Source organism: Paracoccus binzhouensis (genome assembly GCF_016446475.1).
Taxonomy (GTDB): Bacteria; Pseudomonadota; Alphaproteobacteria; order Rhodobacterales; family Rhodobacteraceae; genus Paracoccus; species Paracoccus binzhouensis.
In genome coordinates this window covers 42698-57199 of record NZ_JAEHFP010000003.1, presented here as the reverse complement: position 1 = coordinate 57199, position 14502 = coordinate 42698, and the positions used below count along the sequence as shown (strand labels likewise).

The 14502-nt window shown below is 67.1% G+C and carries 14 protein-coding genes and 1 riboswitch; of the genes, 6 read left to right on the top strand and 8 right to left on the bottom strand.

What is annotated here, in order from left to right:
- Positions 1 to 3: 3 nt before the first annotated feature.
- The 4 genes from fba to I9P22_RS02160 are packed head-to-tail and all read right to left on the bottom strand — an operon-like array spanning position 4 to position 4986.
- Positions 4 to 1083 carry a class II fructose-bisphosphate aldolase gene (fba, locus tag I9P22_RS02175; protein WP_199257766.1) on the bottom strand — a complete coding sequence of 360 codons (1080 nt, stop codon included), beginning with the start codon at positions 1081 to 1083 and terminating at the stop codon, positions 4 to 6.
- Positions 1083 to 3086, bottom strand: coding sequence for a transketolase (gene tkt / locus I9P22_RS02170; protein ID WP_199257765.1), 2004 nt, complete (start codon positions 3084 to 3086; stop codon positions 1083 to 1085). The genes fba and tkt overlap by 1 nt, the downstream gene beginning before the upstream one ends.
- Before the next feature lie 13 nt (positions 3087 to 3099).
- Positions 3100 to 3972, bottom strand: a complete 873-nt coding sequence (locus tag I9P22_RS02165) for a phosphoribulokinase (protein ID WP_199257764.1) — start codon at positions 3970 to 3972, stop codon at positions 3100 to 3102.
- A gap of 21 nt (positions 3973 to 3993) precedes the next feature.
- Positions 3994 to 4986, bottom strand: a complete 993-nt coding sequence (locus I9P22_RS02160; RefSeq protein WP_199257763.1) for a class 1 fructose-bisphosphatase — start codon at positions 4984 to 4986, stop codon at positions 3994 to 3996.
- 97 nt (positions 4987 to 5083) lie between these two features.
- Between I9P22_RS02160 and cbbR the strand changes: the two genes are divergently transcribed.
- On the top strand, positions 5084 to 6013 hold the full coding sequence (cbbR, locus tag I9P22_RS02155) for a LysR family regulator CbbR (RefSeq protein WP_199257762.1): 930 nt from the start codon (positions 5084 to 5086) through the stop codon (positions 6011 to 6013).
- Positions 6014 to 6061: 48 nt separating this feature from the next.
- Entirely contained in the window at positions 6062 to 6973 is a 912-nt protein-coding gene (gene ligD, locus I9P22_RS02150; RefSeq protein ID WP_199257761.1) for a non-homologous end-joining DNA ligase, read from the top strand.
- A 4-nt stretch (positions 6974 to 6977) separates the two neighbouring features.
- Here the strand turns inward: ligD and nrdF are convergent, their stop codons facing one another.
- The 4 genes from nrdF to nrdH all read right to left on the bottom strand — a co-directional run bounded on the left by nrdF (position 6978) and on the right by nrdH (position 10802).
- Positions 6978 to 7949 carry a class 1b ribonucleoside-diphosphate reductase subunit beta gene (gene nrdF / locus I9P22_RS02145; protein ID WP_199257760.1) on the bottom strand — a complete coding sequence of 324 codons (972 nt, stop codon included), beginning with the start codon at positions 7947 to 7949 and terminating at the stop codon, positions 6978 to 6980.
- Positions 7950 to 8047: 98 nt separating this feature from the next.
- Positions 8048 to 10174 carry a class 1b ribonucleoside-diphosphate reductase subunit alpha gene (nrdE, locus tag I9P22_RS02140; RefSeq protein ID WP_199257759.1) on the bottom strand — a complete coding sequence of 709 codons (2127 nt, stop codon included), beginning with the start codon at positions 10172 to 10174 and terminating at the stop codon, positions 8048 to 8050.
- Positions 10156 to 10572, bottom strand: a complete 417-nt coding sequence (nrdI, locus tag I9P22_RS02135) for a class Ib ribonucleoside-diphosphate reductase assembly flavoprotein NrdI (protein WP_199257758.1) — start codon at positions 10570 to 10572, stop codon at positions 10156 to 10158. Before nrdI ends, nrdE begins: the two co-directional genes overlap by 19 nt.
- An 8-nt stretch (positions 10573 to 10580) precedes the next feature.
- The gene (gene nrdH, locus I9P22_RS02130; RefSeq protein WP_199257757.1) at positions 10581 to 10802 is read right to left on the bottom strand and encodes a glutaredoxin-like protein NrdH; all 222 of its coding nucleotides are present in this window, start codon (positions 10800 to 10802) and stop codon (positions 10581 to 10583) included.
- A 90-nt stretch (positions 10803 to 10892) separates the two neighbouring features.
- Positions 10893 to 11077, bottom strand: a riboswitch (cobalamin riboswitch).
- Between the two features lie 332 nt (positions 11078 to 11409).
- Here nrdH and minC point away from each other — a divergent pair.
- The 4 genes from minC to I9P22_RS02110 all read left to right on the top strand — a co-directional run bounded on the left by minC (position 11410) and on the right by I9P22_RS02110 (position 14494).
- Positions 11410 to 12156: a septum site-determining protein MinC gene (minC, locus tag I9P22_RS02125; protein ID WP_199257756.1), complete on the top strand. Its 747-nt coding sequence runs from the start codon at positions 11410 to 11412 to the stop codon at positions 12154 to 12156.
- A 23-nt stretch (positions 12157 to 12179) separates the two neighbouring features.
- A complete protein-coding gene (gene minD / locus I9P22_RS02120; protein WP_199257755.1) occupies positions 12180 to 13001 on the top strand; it encodes a septum site-determining protein MinD in 822 nt (273 codons plus the stop codon).
- Between the two features lie 2 nt (positions 13002 to 13003).
- Positions 13004 to 13264, top strand: a complete 261-nt coding sequence (gene minE / locus I9P22_RS02115) for a cell division topological specificity factor MinE (RefSeq protein ID WP_199257754.1) — start codon at positions 13004 to 13006, stop codon at positions 13262 to 13264.
- Between the two features lie 174 nt (positions 13265 to 13438).
- Entirely contained in the window at positions 13439 to 14494 is a 1056-nt protein-coding gene (locus I9P22_RS02110) for a nucleotidyltransferase family protein (RefSeq protein ID WP_199257753.1), read from the top strand.
- The last annotated feature ends 8 nt before the right edge of the window (positions 14495 to 14502 follow it).

The following is a 14502-nucleotide window of genomic DNA, read 5'->3' as shown; positions in this document are numbered from 1 at the left end:
CTCTCAGGCGGCTTTCGCGCCGGTGATCGCCGGGTCCAGCGCCCCCGACGCATAGCGTTTGGCCATCTCGTCCATCGGGATGACCCTGATCTTGCCGGCATGGCCGGCGGTGCCGAAACGCTCGAAACGGTCGCGGCAGAGCGCGGTCAGTTCCTGCATCGCCGGGATCAGGAATTTCCGCGGGTCGAATTCCTCGGGGCGCTCGCGGGCGACCTTGCGGAACTGCCCGGTCATCGCCATGCGGCAATCGGTGTCGATGTTGACCTTGCGCACGCCGTGGCGGATGCCGCGCTCGATCTCCTCGACCGGGACGCCGTAGGTCTGCGGCATCTCGCCGCCCGCCTCGTTGATGAGATCTTGCAGGTATTGCGGCACCGAACTGGAGCCGTGCATGACCAGATGCGTGCCGGGCAGGCGCTCGTGGATCGCCTCGATCACCGACATCGCCAGGATATCGCCATCGGGCTTGCGGCTGAACTTGTAGGCACCATGGCTGGTGCCGCAGGCGATGGCCAGCGCGTCGCAGCGGGTGCGGGCGACGAAATCCACCGCCTGGTCGGGGTCGGTCAGAAGCTGGCTGTGATCCAGCTTGCCCTCGGCGCCCGAGCCGTCCTCGGCCGCCGCCTCGCCGGTTTCCAGCGAGCCCAGCACGCCCAGCTCGCCCTCGACCGAGGCGCCGACGGCATGGGCGGCCTCGGATACCTTGGCGGTCACCGCGACATTGTAGTCGTAATCGGCGGGCGTCTTCATGTCCTCGAGCAGAGAACCGTCCATCATCACGCTGGTGAAGCCGTGGCGGATCGCCGACATGCAGGTCGCCAGGTTGTTGCCATGGTCCTGGTGCAGGCAGATCGGGATCCCCGGATTCATCTCGGCCAAGGCCTCGACCATGCGGCGCAGCATGATGTCGCCGGCATAGGAGCGGGCGCCGCGGCTGGCCTGCAGGATCACCGGCGCATCGACCTCGGCCGCCGCCTTCAGGATGGCGAGGCCCTGTTCCATGTTGTTGATGTTGAAGGCGGGCACGCCATAGCCATGCTCGGCGGCGTGGTCCAGAAGCTGTCGCAGCGTGATGAGGGCCATCACTTTCCTCCCTGGATAAGCTGGTTGGCAAGGTCGGCGGCGCGTTCGGCGGTGATGCCGAAATGCCGGTAGAGCGCGGGGGCAGGGGCCGAGGCGCCAAAGCCCGCCATGCCGATGAAGCCGTCGCCGGGCCGCAGGATCAGCCCGTCCCAGCCCTGCCGGATCAGCGCCTCGATGCCGATGCGCGGGGCGCGGCCCAGCACGCTTTCGCGCTCGGCCTGCGGGCGCTCGGCGAACAGCTCGAAGCAAGGGGCCGAGACGACGGCGGCGCGCACGCCCTGCGCGGCCAGCAGGTCCGCCGCATCCAGCGCGATCTCGACCTCGGAGCCGGTGGCGATCAGCGTCACGTCGCGCGCGCCCCCGGTCTGGCGCAGGACATAGGCGCCCTGGCGGGTCAGGTTCTCGTCGCCGGCTTCCAGCCGCAGGGCGGGCAGGTTCTGGCGCGACAGACACAGGACCGAGGGCGTGGTCGGCGCGGTCAGCGCGATCTCCCAGGCCTCGGCGGTCTCGACCGCATCGGCGGGGCGGAACACCAGCAGGTTCGGGATTGCCCGCAGCGCCGCGACATGCTCGACCGGCTGGTGGGTCGGGCCGTCCTCGCCCAGCCCGATGCTGTCATGGGTCATGACATGCACGACCGGCACCCCCATCAGCGCGCCCAGCCGGATGGCGGGGCGGGAATAGTCGGAAAAGGCCAGGAAGGTGCCGCCGTAGGGCAGGAAGCCGCCATGCAGGGCGATGCCGTTCATGATCGCCGCCATGCCGTGTTCGCGGATGCCGTAATGCACATAGCGGCCGCCGCGGTCGGCGGGCGTCACCGCCGCCATGCCCTTGCTGCGGGTGTTGTTCGAGCCGGTCAGGTCGGCCGAGCCGCCCAGCGTGTTCGGCAGCGTGGCGTTCACCACCTCCAGCGCCATTTCCGACGCCTTGCGGGTCGCCACCTTCGGCCGGTCCACGGCCAGTTTCGCGACATGGTCGCGGATGGCATGGCGTAGCGCCACGGCATCGGGCGCGGCCAGCATGGCCGAGAAAGCCGGCTTGAGAGGGGACAGATCAAGCCGTTCCTGCCAGGCCGACCGCGCCGCCGCTCCTCGCGCCGAGACCGCGCGCCAGGAGTCCAGGATGTCTTGCGGGATGTCGAAAGGGTCGTGCGGCCAGCCCAGATGCGCGCGGGCGGCGGCGATTTCCTCGGCGCCCAGCGGCGCGCCATGCACGTCATGGCTGCCCTGCTTGTTCGGAGCGCCATAGCCGATCACCGTCCTGCAGGCGATCAGCGACGGCCGCTCGTCGGCGCGCGCGGCGGCGATGGCGGCGGCCACCGCCTCGCGGTCATGGCCGTCCACCGCCTGCACATGCCAGCCGGCGGCGGCAAGGCGTGCCGGCTGGTCGATCGAGGTCGAAAGGTCGGTATGGCCGTCGATGGTGATGCCGTTGTCGTCCCACATGACGATCAGCCGGCCCAGCCGCTGGTGGCCGGCGAAGTCGATGGCCTCGTGGCTGATGCCCTCCATCAGGCAGCCGTCGCCGCAGATGACATAGGTCCAGTGATCGACCAGCCCGTCGCCGAAGCGGGCGTTCATCATCCGCTCGGCCAGCGCCATGCCGACGGCGGTGGCCAGCCCCTGGCCCAGCGGGCCCGTGGTGGTCTCGACGCCCTTGGCATGGCCGTATTCGGGATGGCCGGCAGTGCGGGCGCCCAGCTGGCGGAAATTGCGCAGCTGGTCCATGTCCATGTCGTCATAGCCCAGCATGTGGTTGATGGCATAGACCAGCATCGACCCATGACCGGCCGACATCACGAAACGGTCGCGGTCGGGCCAGGCGGCATCCGCCGGGTCGATGCTGATGAAGCGGTTGAACAGCACCGTCGCCACGTCGGCCATGCCCATGGGCGCGCCGGGATGGCCGGATTTCGCCGCCTCGACCGCGTCCATCGCCAGCGCGCGGATGGCATTGGCCATCTGCGCCTCCATGCCGGTGTCGATCCTTGCCAGCTGGTTCATCCTCTCCTCCTGTTCAGGCGCGTTTCGATTCGCTGACCATGCGCGTGACCATCGGCGTGAAGATCAGCTGCATGGCGAGGTCCATCCTGGGCCCCGGAATGACGATTGAATTGGCGCGGCTCATCCACGAGCCCTGGATCATCGAGGTCAGGTAGGGGAAGTCGATGCCGCGCGGGTTCCTGAAGCGGATGACGACCAGGCTTTCGTCCGGGGTCGGGATCCAGCGGGCGATGAACGGGTTCGAGGTATCGACCACCGGCACGCGCTGGAAATTGATGTCGGTCTGGGTGAATTGCGGGCAGATCACATGCACATAGGCATGCATCCGGCGCAGGATCACGTCGGTCACGGCCTCGGTCGAATAGCCGCGGCTGGCCTTGTCGCGGTGGATCTTCTGGATCCATTCCAGATTGATGACCGGCACCACGCCGATCTTCAGGTCGGCCTGGCCGGCAATGTCGATGCCGTCGGTCCTGACCGCGCCATGCAGCCCCTCGTAGAACAGCAGGTCCGAGCCCGGCTCGAATTCGGCCCATTCGGTGAAATGGCCGGGCAGGGCGCCGTAGCGTTCCGCCTCGCGCTCGTCGTGGACATAGTGCCGGGTCATGCCGGTGCCGGTCTCGCCATAGCTGCGGAACACCTGTTCCAGCTTGGCCAGTTCGTTGGCCTCGATGCTGAAATGGCTGAAGGTGTGGTCGCCGGCCTCGGTCCGCCGGGCCAGCTCGGCCTTCATCGCGGCGCGGTCGTAGCGATGGAAGGCATCGCCCTCGATGCTGACGGCGGTGATGCTCTCGCGGCGGAAGATCTGGTCGAAGGTGTTCTTGATCGTGGTGGTGCCGGCCCCCGACGAGCCGGTGACGGAGATGATCGGATGTTTCTTGCTCATGGTGTCCCCCGGTTTTCCAGATCAGGCCCGGAACAGGCCACGATTGCCGAACAGCGCCGAGATCTCGGTTTCGGGCAGGTCGTGATAGGCGGCGATGCGCGCGACCTTCTCGGCCGAGCCGAAGACGAAGGGCGTGCGCTGGTGCAAGGCCGTGGTGACCAGGTCCAGGATCGGCTCGGAAGTGTCGGTGGCCCGACCGCCCGCCTGCTCGATCAGGAAGGCGATGGGCGCGCATTCGTAGAGCAGCCGCAGCCGGCCGCGCTCATAGCCCTTGCGGGCGTCGGCGGGATACAGGAACACGCCGCCGCGCATCAGGATGCGATGCGCCTCGGCCACCAGCGAGGCGAGCCAGCGCATGTTGAAGTTCCGCTCGCGCGGGCCATCGATCCCGGCCAGGCAATCGTCGATATAGGCCCGGACCGGACGCGCCCAATGCCGGTAGTTCGAGGCGTTGATGGCGAATTCGAACGAACAGTCCGGCATGGCCAGCCGACCGTCCACCAGCTGGAAGCGGCCGCTGTCGGGGTCCAGCGCGTAATGCTGCACGCCGTCGCCGAAGCTGACCATCATGGCGCAGCGCGGGCCATAGATGATGTAGCCGGCGCCGATCTGCTGGCGGGCCGGGCGCAGGAAGCTGGCCTCGGCCGTCGCCTCGGCCGGGTAGATCGAGAAGATCGTGCCGATGGTCAGGTTGGTGTCGATGTTCGACGAGCCGTCCAGCGGGTCCAGCGCCAGGGCCAGCGCCCCCTGCGGGTCCAGCGCCAGCGCCTCCTCCTGCTCCTCGGACGCGAACCAGCGCACCCCGACCCCGGCCAGCGCATGGTGGAACAGGTCATCGGCCAGCAGGTCCAGCGCCTTCTGCCCGTCGCCATCGGCATTGGTGCCGACCGGCGCGCCCAGATCGCCGCCGCGGCGGATCAGCCGGGCCAGCCCGGCCCCCGCCCCGGCCAGCGCCTGCATCACCGGGCGCAATCCCTCGGGAATCCGCTCGCTGTCGATCCTGTCGGCGGTCATCGTCCCCTCTCCCCTGGCCCATGTCCCGCTTCGTTGTTGACATGGCCGGGCCTTAAGGAACATTTAATAATGCAGAAGCATGTTTCGGAATTTCCGAATGTCCCGCATCGACGCCATCACCCTGCGCCAATTGCGCGCCCTGCGCGCCGTGGTCGAGAACGGCTCGCTGACCGCGGCAGCGGCCGACCTGCGCCTCAGTCCGCCGGCGGTGCATGGCCAGCTGCGCGCGCTCGAGGATCTGATGGCGGCGCCCCTGGTCATGCGCGGCGAGCATGGCGTGTTCCTGGCCACCGAGGAAGGCCGGGCGGTGCTGGCAGCCGAGGCGCAGATCGCCGTGGCGCTGGAGGGCTGCGCCCGCCGGGTGGCGGCACTGCAAAGCGGCCATGTCGGCAATGTCGCGCTGGGGGTGGTCTCGACCGGGAAATATTTCGCGCCGCGGCTGGTGGCCGAACTGCGCCGGGCGCTGCCCGAGGTCGAGGTGACGCTGCGCATCGGCAACCGCGACAGCGTGATCCAGTGGCTGCAGTCGCGGGCCCTGGACCTGGCGATCATGGGCCGGCCGCCGCGCAGCCCGGCCGTGCAGGCCGAGCCCATCGGCCCGCATCCGCATATCATCGTGGCGCCGCCCGACCATCCGCTGGCCCAGGCCGACCCGGCCATGCCCCAGGACCTGCTGGCCGAGACCTTCCTGGCGCGCGAGCCGGGCTCGGGCACCCGCATCCTGATGACGCGCTTCCTGGACCGCATCGGCGACGGCACCCCCTGGCGCATGGTCGAGATGGGCACGAACGAGACCATCAAGCAGGCGGTGATCGCCGGGCTGGGCATCGCGCTGATCTCGCAGCATACCGTGACCGAGGAACTGCGCTCGGGCCGGCTGGTGGCGGTCAGGGCCAACGGCCTGCCGATCCAGCGCAGCTGGTTCCTGCTCCGGCGCGAGGACATGGCGCTGTCCCCGGCCGGGCAGCGCGTCCATGACCACATCCTGGCCCAGCAAGGCGGCTTCCTGCCGCGGCTGGATGACTGAGCGCTGAACCGGTCCGGCCCGGCGGCGTTGACCCGCAAGGAGGGAAGCATGTCCCAGGATGCCATCCGGATCGCCGGGATCCCGCTCAGCAGCGGCGCGCGGGTGATCTTCGAGAAGCCGCGCCTGACCAAGGCGGATCTGGCGCGCTATTACCAGGCGGTGGCCGGGCCGATGCTGCGCGAGATGGCCGACCGCCCGCTGTCGCTTCTGCGCCTGCCCGAGGGCATGGCCGGCGAGCGCTTCTTCCAGAAACATCCCGGCAAGGGCTTCCCCGAGGCGGTGAAGACGGTCGAGATCACCGAAAGCGACGGCGCCGCGGCACCCTATGCCTATGTCAACGATGCCGCCGGCATCGTCGGCGCTGTGCAGATGGGCAGCGTCGAGTTCCATCTCTGGGCGGCGCGTCGCGACCGGCTGGAGCGGCCCGACCGGCTGGTGCTGGACCTCGATCCCGACGAGGGGCTGGACTTCGCCGCGGTGCGCCGCGCGGCGCTGGATCTGCGCGACCTGCTTGCGGATCTGGGCCTCTCCTCATGGCCGCTGCTGACCGGCGGCAAGGGCATTCACCTTGTGGTGCCGCTGCGCCGCATCCTGGGCTGGGACCGGCTGAAGCGTTTCGCCCGCGGTGTGGCGGTGCTGGCCGCCGAGCGCCAGCCCGAGCGGTTCACCGCCAGCATGGCCAAGGCCGGCCGCAAGGGCCGCATCTTCATCGACTGGCTGCGGAACGAACGCGGCGCCACCGCCATCGCGCCCTTCTCGATCCGCGCCCGGCCCGGCGCGCCGGTGGCCTGCCCGGTGACCTGGCAGGAGCTGGAACGCATCCCCCGCGCTTCGGCCTTCGGCCTCGATGCGGCGCGGGAGCGCGGCTGGGGCGACCTGGAGCCGCCGCCACCGCAATCTCTGACTGCCCGGATCGTCGAGGCGCTCGAGGACCGCAGCCGGGCCGCCGACCAGGGCTGAGGCGTCAGAAATCCCAGTCCTCGTCCTCGGTCGCGACCGCCTTGCCGATGACATAGGACGAGCCCGAGCCGCTGAAGAAGTCGTGGTTCTCGCTGTCGGGCGACAGCGCGGCCAGGATCGCCGGGTTGACCTCGCAGGCGGCGGGCGGGAACAGCGCCTCGTAGCCCAGGTTCTGCAAGGCCTTGTTAGCGTTATAATGCAGGAAGGCCTTCACGTCCTCGGTCAGGCCGATGCCGTCGTAAAGCTCAGCCGTATAGCGCGACTCGATCTCGTAAAGGTCGAAGATCAGCGAAAAGGCGAAATCCTTCAGCTCCTGCTGCTTCTCGGCGCTCAGCTTCTCCAGCCCACGCTGGTATTTGTAGCCGATGTAATAGCCATGTACCGCCTCGTCGCGGATGATCAGGCGGATCAGGTCGGCGGTATTGGTCAGCTTGGCGCGGCTCGACCAATACATCGGCAGGTAGAAGCCGGAATAGAACAGGAAACTTTCCAGAAAGACGCTGGCGATCTTGCGCTTCAGCGGATCGGCCCCGGCCGCATATTTATCGACGATGGTCCGGGCCTTGGCCTGCAGATGCGGGTTCTCCTCGGCCCAGCGGAAGGCCTCGTCCACCTCCTTGGTCAGGCACAGCGTCGAGAAGATCGAGCTGTAGGACCGCGCATGCACCGCCTCCATGAAGCTGATGTTCGACAGCACCGCTTCCTCATGCGGCGTCAGTGCGTCGGGCATCATCGACGGCGCGCCGATGGTATTCTGCACCGTATCGAGCAGCGTCAGCCCGGTAAAGACCCGGATGGTCAGCTCGCGCTCGGCCGGCCGCAGCGTGGCCCAGCTCTGCACGTCATTCGACAGCGGCACCTTCTCGGGCAGCCAGAAGTTGACGGTCAGCCGGTTCCAGACCTCCAGGTCCTTCTCGTCTTCCAGCCGGTTCCAGTTGATCGCGCGCAAGGGCGCCCGCACGGCATGATCCTTCATCGGGAAGAACCTTTCTTTCTTGTTCAAATATCCCACGGGGGTCCGGGGGTGTGAAACCCCGGTAAACGGAGCGGGTCCGGGGGGTGTGAACCCCCGGCTCACAGCGTGCAGGACACGCAGCCCTGCACCTCGGTGCCTTCCAGCGCGGTCTGGCGCAGCCGGATGTAATAGATCGTCTTGATGCCCTTCTTCCAGGCATGGATCTGGGCGCGGTTGATGTCGCGCGTCGTCGCCTCGGCCGGGAAGAACAGCGTCAGCGACAGGCCCTGGTCGACATGCTCGGTCGCGGCGGCATAGGTGTCGATGATCGCCTCGGGGCCGATCTCATAGGCGTCGCGATAGAACTCGATGTTCTCGTTCGACATGAAGGCGGCGGGGTAATAGACGCGGCCGATCTTGCCTTCCTTGCGGATCTCGATCTTGGCGACGATCGGGTGGATCGAGCTGGTCGAGTTGTTGATATAGCTGATCGAGCCGGTCGGCGGCACCGCCTGCAGGTTGCGGTTGTAAAGCCCGTGCTGCATGACCGCGGCCTTCAGCGCCGCCCAGTCCTCGCGCGTGGGCAGGGCGACCTTCTCGAACACCCGCTCGACGTCGGGCAGGGTGGGCAGCCAGTCGCGGCTGACATATTTGTCGAAGAACGAGCCGTCGGCATATTTCGACTTGTCGAAATCCTTGAAGGTCCGGCCCTTTTCCTGCGCCAGCAGGTTCGAGGCGCGGATGGCGTGATAGGCCACGGCGGCGAAATAGACCGAGGTGAACTCGACCCCCTCGGGGCTGCCGTAATGGATGCGCTCGCGCGCCAGGAAGCCGTGCAGGTTCATCTGCCCGAGGCCCACGGCATGGGCCTCGTCATTGCCGCGCCGGATCGAGGGCACGGCGTCAATGGCCGACATTTCCGACACCGCAGTCAGCGCCCGGATCGCCGCCTCGACGGTGGCGCCCAGGTCCGGGCCGTCCATGGTCGCGGCGATGTTCAGCGAACCGAGATTGCAAGAAATATCAGTGCCCAGGTGGGCATAGCTCAGATCTTCGTTGAAGGTGCTGGCCTCGTTCACCTGCAGGATTTCGCTGCACAGGTTCGACATGCTGATGCGGCCATGCACGGGGTTGGCGCGGTTCACCGTGTCCTCGAACATGATATAGGGATAGCCGCTCTCGAACTGGATCTCGGCCAGGGTCTGGAAGAATTCGCGGGCGTTGATCTTCTTCTTCCTGATGCGCTTGTCGTCCACCATCTCGGCATATTTCTCGGTGACCGAGATCTCCGAGAAGGGCACGCCATAGACCCGCTCGACGTCATGCGGCGAAAACAGATACATGTCGGCATTCTGCTTGGCCAGTTCGAAGGTCACGTCGGGAATGACCACGCCCAGGCTCAGCGTCTTGATGCGGATCTTCTCGTCGGCGTTCTCGCGCTTGGTGTCCAGGAAGCGCAGGATGTCGGGGTGATGCGCGTTCAGATAGACCGCGCCCGCACCCTGCCGCGCGCCCAGCTGGTTGGCATAGCTGAAGCTGTCCTCCAGCAGTTTCATCACCGGGATCACGCCCGAGGACTGATTCTCGATACCCTTGATCGGCGCGCCGGCCTCGCGCAGGTTGGTCAGCATCAGCGCCACGCCGCCGCCGCGCTTCGACAGCTGCAGTGCCGAGTTGATCGAGCGCCCGATCGATTCCATGTTGTCCTCGAGCCGCAGCAGGAAGCACGAGATCAGCTCGCCCCGCGACTTCTTGCCGGCGTTGAGGAAGGTCGGCGTCGCCGGCTGGAAACGGCCCGACAGGATCTCTTCCATGAAGCGCATGGCCAGCGCCTCGTCGCCGCGCGCCAGGGTCAGGGCGACCATGACCACGCGGTCCTCGTAGCGTTCCAGGTAGCGTTGGCCGTCGCGGGTCTTCAGCGTGTAGCTGGTGTAATACTTGAACGCGCCCAGGAAGGTCGGGAAGCGGAACTTGCGCGCATAGGCGGCATCCCAGATCGCGCGCTGGAAGTTCCTGGAATACTGGTCCAGCACCTCGGGCTCGTAATAGCCCTCGTCGACCAGGTAGCGCAGCTTCTCGTCCAGGTTGTGGAAGAAGACGGTGTTCTGGTTGACATGCTGCAGGAAATACTGGCGCGCAGCCTTGCGGTCGGCGTCGAAGCGGATCTTCCCCTCGCCGTCGTAAAGGTTCAGCATCGCGTTCAGCGCGTGATAGTCCAGCTCGGCCTTTACGCCATCGTCAAGCATTCCGTCCCCCAGAATTTTTCAAGCCCCGCCCGGATGCGGGCAATGTCCAGATCGGTCCCCGCCAGCTCGAATCGATACAGCACGGGGATGTTGCATTTGTCGGAAATCACCCGACCGGCCAAGGCGTAAGTCGCCCCGAAATTCCGGTTGCCGGTGGCGATGACGCCGCGCAAGCCGGCGCGGCGGTCGGGATCGTTCAGGAAGCGGATGACCTGCTTGGGCACCGCGCCGCGCCCCGCGCCGTCGGCATAGGTCGGGCAGATCAGCACATAGGGCAGGGCGGGTGCGGGCATCGCGCCCTTGGGCGAAATCGGGATGCGCCCGGCCGGCAGGCCGAGCCGCGCCACGAAACGCGCCGTATTCCCCGAGGCCGAGGAGAAATAGACCAGCCCGCCCATGGCCCCGGTCAGGACAGGCGGCCGATCATGTCGGGGCGGAAGCCGGCCCAATGCGCCTCGTCGGCGATGACGACCGGCGCCTGGCGATAGCCCAGCGAGGTGACCAGTTCCATCGCCGCCTCGTCCTCGGTCAGGTCGACCAGGTGATAGTCCAGGCCGCGCGCATCCAGGGCGCGGGTGGTGGCGGTGCATTGCACGCAGGCGGGCTTGGAGTAAACGGTGATGGTCATGCCTCTGCTCCTTCATGGTCGCGACAAAGGCAGGCCGAGGCCGAAGGCAGCGCCCTTCGAACCGATCCAGCCCGCGCCCGCCGCACGGTTTCGTCCTTTCGCGTCATGGCAGGTCTTCTGACTCGCAGGTCTCGGCTCAGCTGGCCTTCCCGGTTGCCCAGTGGTGCTCCAGCGTCGCTCTCCGCTCACAGCTGCGGGGGCAGTGCCGGATTCGCACCGGCTTCCCTCTTCGTCCCCCGGATCGCTCCGGGTTAACCACGACCCGGCCAGTAAGCCACGGCTGAGCGGGCTGGTCAATCCATATCTAGTGGGGTAGGGCGAAGTATCCCCAAATATCTGGTAGGGTCCTGCATTGCCTGGCCTTGCACTCCGCCGCGCGCAATCCAGCCGGCTTGATATGGATAATCCGTCTTATGTAACCAATATCGCATCCCGGCGCCAGATGACGGATTCCCGCCCAAACCGGTCCGGTCGCCGGCGCGGTTCTGCCGAAATCGTGAACGGCGGCAGAACCGCATGGACGCTGCCGCCCCGACGTATTAGGAAGACGGATCAAAGCGCCGCAATCCAGCGCGGCACAGAATCGAGCACAACCGAGCAGACGAGAATGCAATCCGGCAAGCGCGCGACCGAGCGAGTCGCGACCGTGAGACCATTACAAATCCGCGGCCGCTTCTTCACAGCGGTGGCGCTGCATCTGACCGGACGGCCGGATCGGACCTTCTTCGACGCGCTGGATGCGCGGCTGGCGCAGACGCCGCTGTTCTTCGACAATGCCCCGCTGGTCATCGACCTGGAACAGGCCGAGGGCATGGACAGCGCCGACGAGCTGCTGCAGTTCACCGCCGACCTGCGCGCCCGCAAGCTTTCGGTCTTCGGCGTGCAAAGCGGCACCGCCGCCCAGGCGCGGGCTGCGGCCAAGGCCGGGCTGATCTCGCTGCCCGGCGGCCGCGACGTGCCGCTGGAGCGGGTGTCGCGCCAGGGCAGCCGCCCTGAGGCGGTCCAGGTGGTCAGGGAACTTCCGCAGTCCTCGAAGCTCATCACCCAGCCAGTGCGCTCGGGGCAGTTGATCTTCGCCGATCGCGGCGACCTGGTGATCGTCGGCTCGGTCAGTTCGGGCGCCGAGGTGATCGCCACCGGCAACATCCATGTCTATGGCCGACTGCGCGGCCGCGCCCTGGCCGGCGTAAACGGCGACAGTTCGGCCCGGATCTTCTGTCACGCGCTCGATGCCGAACTGCTGGCCATCGCCGGCCTCTACCGCACCAGCGAGGACCTGGGCCCGGATACGCCGCGAGAGCTGGTGCAGGTCTGGCTCGACGGCGAGCGGCTGCGCATTGAATCGCTGAAATAACCCATGATCGAAAGGAAACGCTCGTGAGCAAGGTTATCGTAGTCACCTCGGGCAAGGGCGGCGTCGGCAAGACGACCTCCTCTGCCGCCATCGCCGCGGGTCTCGCCATGCGCGGGCACAAGACGGTCGTGATCGATTTCGACGTGGGCCTGCGCAACCTCGACATGATCATGGGCTGCGAGCGCCGGGTGGTCTTCGACTTCATCAACGTGATCCAGGGCGACGCCAAGCTGAAGCAGGCGCTGATCAAGGACCGCCGGCTGGAAAACCTCTACGTGCTGCCGACCTCGCAGACCCGCGACAAGGACGCGCTGACCACCGAGGGCGTCAAGGCGGTGCTGGACGAGCTGCGCGAGGAATTCGACTATATCGTCTGCGACAGCCCGGCCGGGATCGAGCGCGGCGCGCATCTGGCGATGTATTACGCCGACGAGGCGGTGGTGGTCACCAATCCGGAAGTCTCGTCCGTGCGCGATAGCGACCGGGTGCTGGGGCTCTTGAACTCCAAGACCTTCCTGGCGGAAAAGGGCGACGGCAGCGCCGTCAAGGCGCAGCTGCTGCTCACGCGCTTCGACCAGAACCGCTCGGCCAATGGCGAGATGATGAGCGTGCAGGACGTGCTCGAGATCCTGGCCATCCCGCTTCTGGGCATTATCCCGGAAAGCACCTCGGTGCTGAAGGCCTCGAACGAGGGCACGCCGGTATCGCTGGACGAGAAATCGCCGGCCGGCAAGGCCTATATGGATGCCGTCGGCCGCTTGGTCGGCGAGCAGATCGAGATGCGGGTGAACCCCGGCGAACAGCGGCGCGGCTTCTTCCAGCGGCTGCTGGGACGGACGGCCTGACCATGTTCGGTTTCTCGTTCCGCCAGCGCAAGCCCAGCTCGGCGCAGACCGCCAAGGAGCGCCTGCAGATCCTGCTTGCACATGAGCGCACCAGCAATTCCGGCCCCGATTTCCTGCCGCTTCTGCAGCGCGACATCCTCGAGGTGGTGCGCCGCCACATGGATGTCGATGGCGACGCGGTCGACATCAAGCTGGAACGCAGCGACGACCTGTCGAGCCTCGAGATCAACATCGAGATGCCGGGCCTCCGCAAGACCGCCTGACCCTGCGCTTTTCCGTTTTCCCAATACCCCGGGGAACGCTGCGCGGTCCCGCAGGGGCGGCGCAGCGTGGGGGCAGCGCCCCCGCCCGCTGCCCCGGGACCGAGCTACGGACCTGGGATCCCTCGTTGGCGCACGCCTACCCCACGACAAATAATTTGTGGGGTAAGACGCGGCATGTTATATACCCCACGGATCGGAAAGCGTGGGGTAGGCGCGGTGAAGGATCTCTCGCCGGTGGCGGTCGCCGCCTGGACCGACCTGCTGCGGCACCTGCGCGATGCGGCGGTGGGTGAGCTGCGCGGCACGCCGCGGCTGAAGAAGGTCGGGCAGAAATCCTACTGGTACGACCATTTCCGCATCGGCGACCAGACCGTCGACCGCTATATCGGCGAGGACGGCCCCGAACTGCGCGCCCGGCTCGAGCGCGCCGAACGCATCCGCGCCGCCGAAAAGCAAGGCCAGGCCGAGCGTTCGCGCCTGATGCGTATCCTGCGGGCCGAGGGCTGCCTGATGACCGATCGCGGCTCGGGCCAGGTGATCTCGGCCATGGCGCGCAGCGGCGTGTTCCGGCTGGGCGGCACGCTGATCGGGACGCAAGCCTTTCGCTGCTACGAGGGCGAGTTGGGCGTGCGCATCGGCTTCGACCAGGCGGCGATGACCGATGACGTGGACATCGCCAGTTTCGAGCGGCTGTCCATCGCCCTCGGCGACCAGGTGACCGAGCCGCTGGCCGAAGTATTCCGCGACCTCGACTTCGCCCCCCTGCCCTCGGCCGAGGGCCGGCATGTCTGGCGCTGGCGCCAGAGCACGCAGCAGACGCTGGTCGAGTTCCTGACCCCCTGCTTCGACGCGGCCGAGGGCCTGCGCGAACTGCCGGCGCTTGGCGTCTCGGCGCAGAGCCTGCATTACCTCAACTACCTGATCGCCGAGCCAATCCAGGTGCCGCTGCTCTATCGTGCCGGCTTCCTGATCCAGGTGCCCCGCCCCGAGCGCTATGCCATCCACAAGCTGATCGTCGCCGACCGGCGACGCGACGGGCCCGACGCGCTCAAGGCCCGCAAGGATCGCGCCCAGGCCGAATTCCTGATCGGGGTGCTGGCGCGAGAACGCCCGGAAGACCTGCGCGAGGCTTATGAGACGGCCAGGGGAAAAGGCCCCTCATGGCGGGCACGGTTGCAATCCAGCCTGAACCGGCTGCCGCATCTGCGGCATATCCTCGAAACTATGTGAAATAATAT

Excerpts from the sequence above, each read along its gene's own strand:
- nrdF (WP_199257760.1), bottom strand. The coding sequence starts at position 7,949 with ATGAAGGATCATGCCGTGCGGGCGCCCTTGCGCGCGATCAACTGGAAC.
- I9P22_RS02160 (WP_199257763.1), bottom strand. The coding sequence starts at position 4,986 with ATGACCGCCGACAGGATCGACAGCGAGCGGATTCCCGAGGGATTGCGC.
- nrdI (WP_199257758.1), bottom strand. The coding sequence starts at position 10,572 with ATGGGCGGGCTGGTCTATTTCTCCTCGGCCTCGGGGAATACGGCGCGT.
- nrdH (WP_199257757.1), bottom strand. The coding sequence starts at position 10,802 with ATGACCATCACCGTTTACTCCAAGCCCGCCTGCGTGCAATGCACCGCC.
- cbbR (WP_199257762.1), top strand. The coding sequence starts at position 5,084 with ATGTCCCGCATCGACGCCATCACCCTGCGCCAATTGCGCGCCCTGCGC.
- minC (WP_199257756.1), top strand. The coding sequence starts at position 11,410 with ATGCAATCCGGCAAGCGCGCGACCGAGCGAGTCGCGACCGTGAGACCA.
- nrdE (WP_199257759.1), bottom strand. The coding sequence starts at position 10,174 with ATGCTTGACGATGGCGTAAAGGCCGAGCTGGACTATCACGCGCTGAAC.
- minE (WP_199257754.1), top strand. The coding sequence starts at position 13,004 with ATGTTCGGTTTCTCGTTCCGCCAGCGCAAGCCCAGCTCGGCGCAGACC.
- I9P22_RS02165 (WP_199257764.1), bottom strand. The coding sequence starts at position 3,972 with ATGAGCAAGAAACATCCGATCATCTCCGTCACCGGCTCGTCGGGGGCC.
- I9P22_RS02110 (WP_199257753.1), top strand. The coding sequence starts at position 13,439 with ATGTTATATACCCCACGGATCGGAAAGCGTGGGGTAGGCGCGGTGAAG.
- fba (WP_199257766.1), bottom strand. The coding sequence starts at position 1,083 with ATGGCCCTCATCACGCTGCGACAGCTTCTGGACCACGCCGCCGAGCAT.
- tkt (WP_199257765.1), bottom strand. The coding sequence starts at position 3,086 with ATGAACCAGCTGGCAAGGATCGACACCGGCATGGAGGCGCAGATGGCC.
- ligD (WP_199257761.1), top strand. The coding sequence starts at position 6,062 with ATGTCCCAGGATGCCATCCGGATCGCCGGGATCCCGCTCAGCAGCGGC.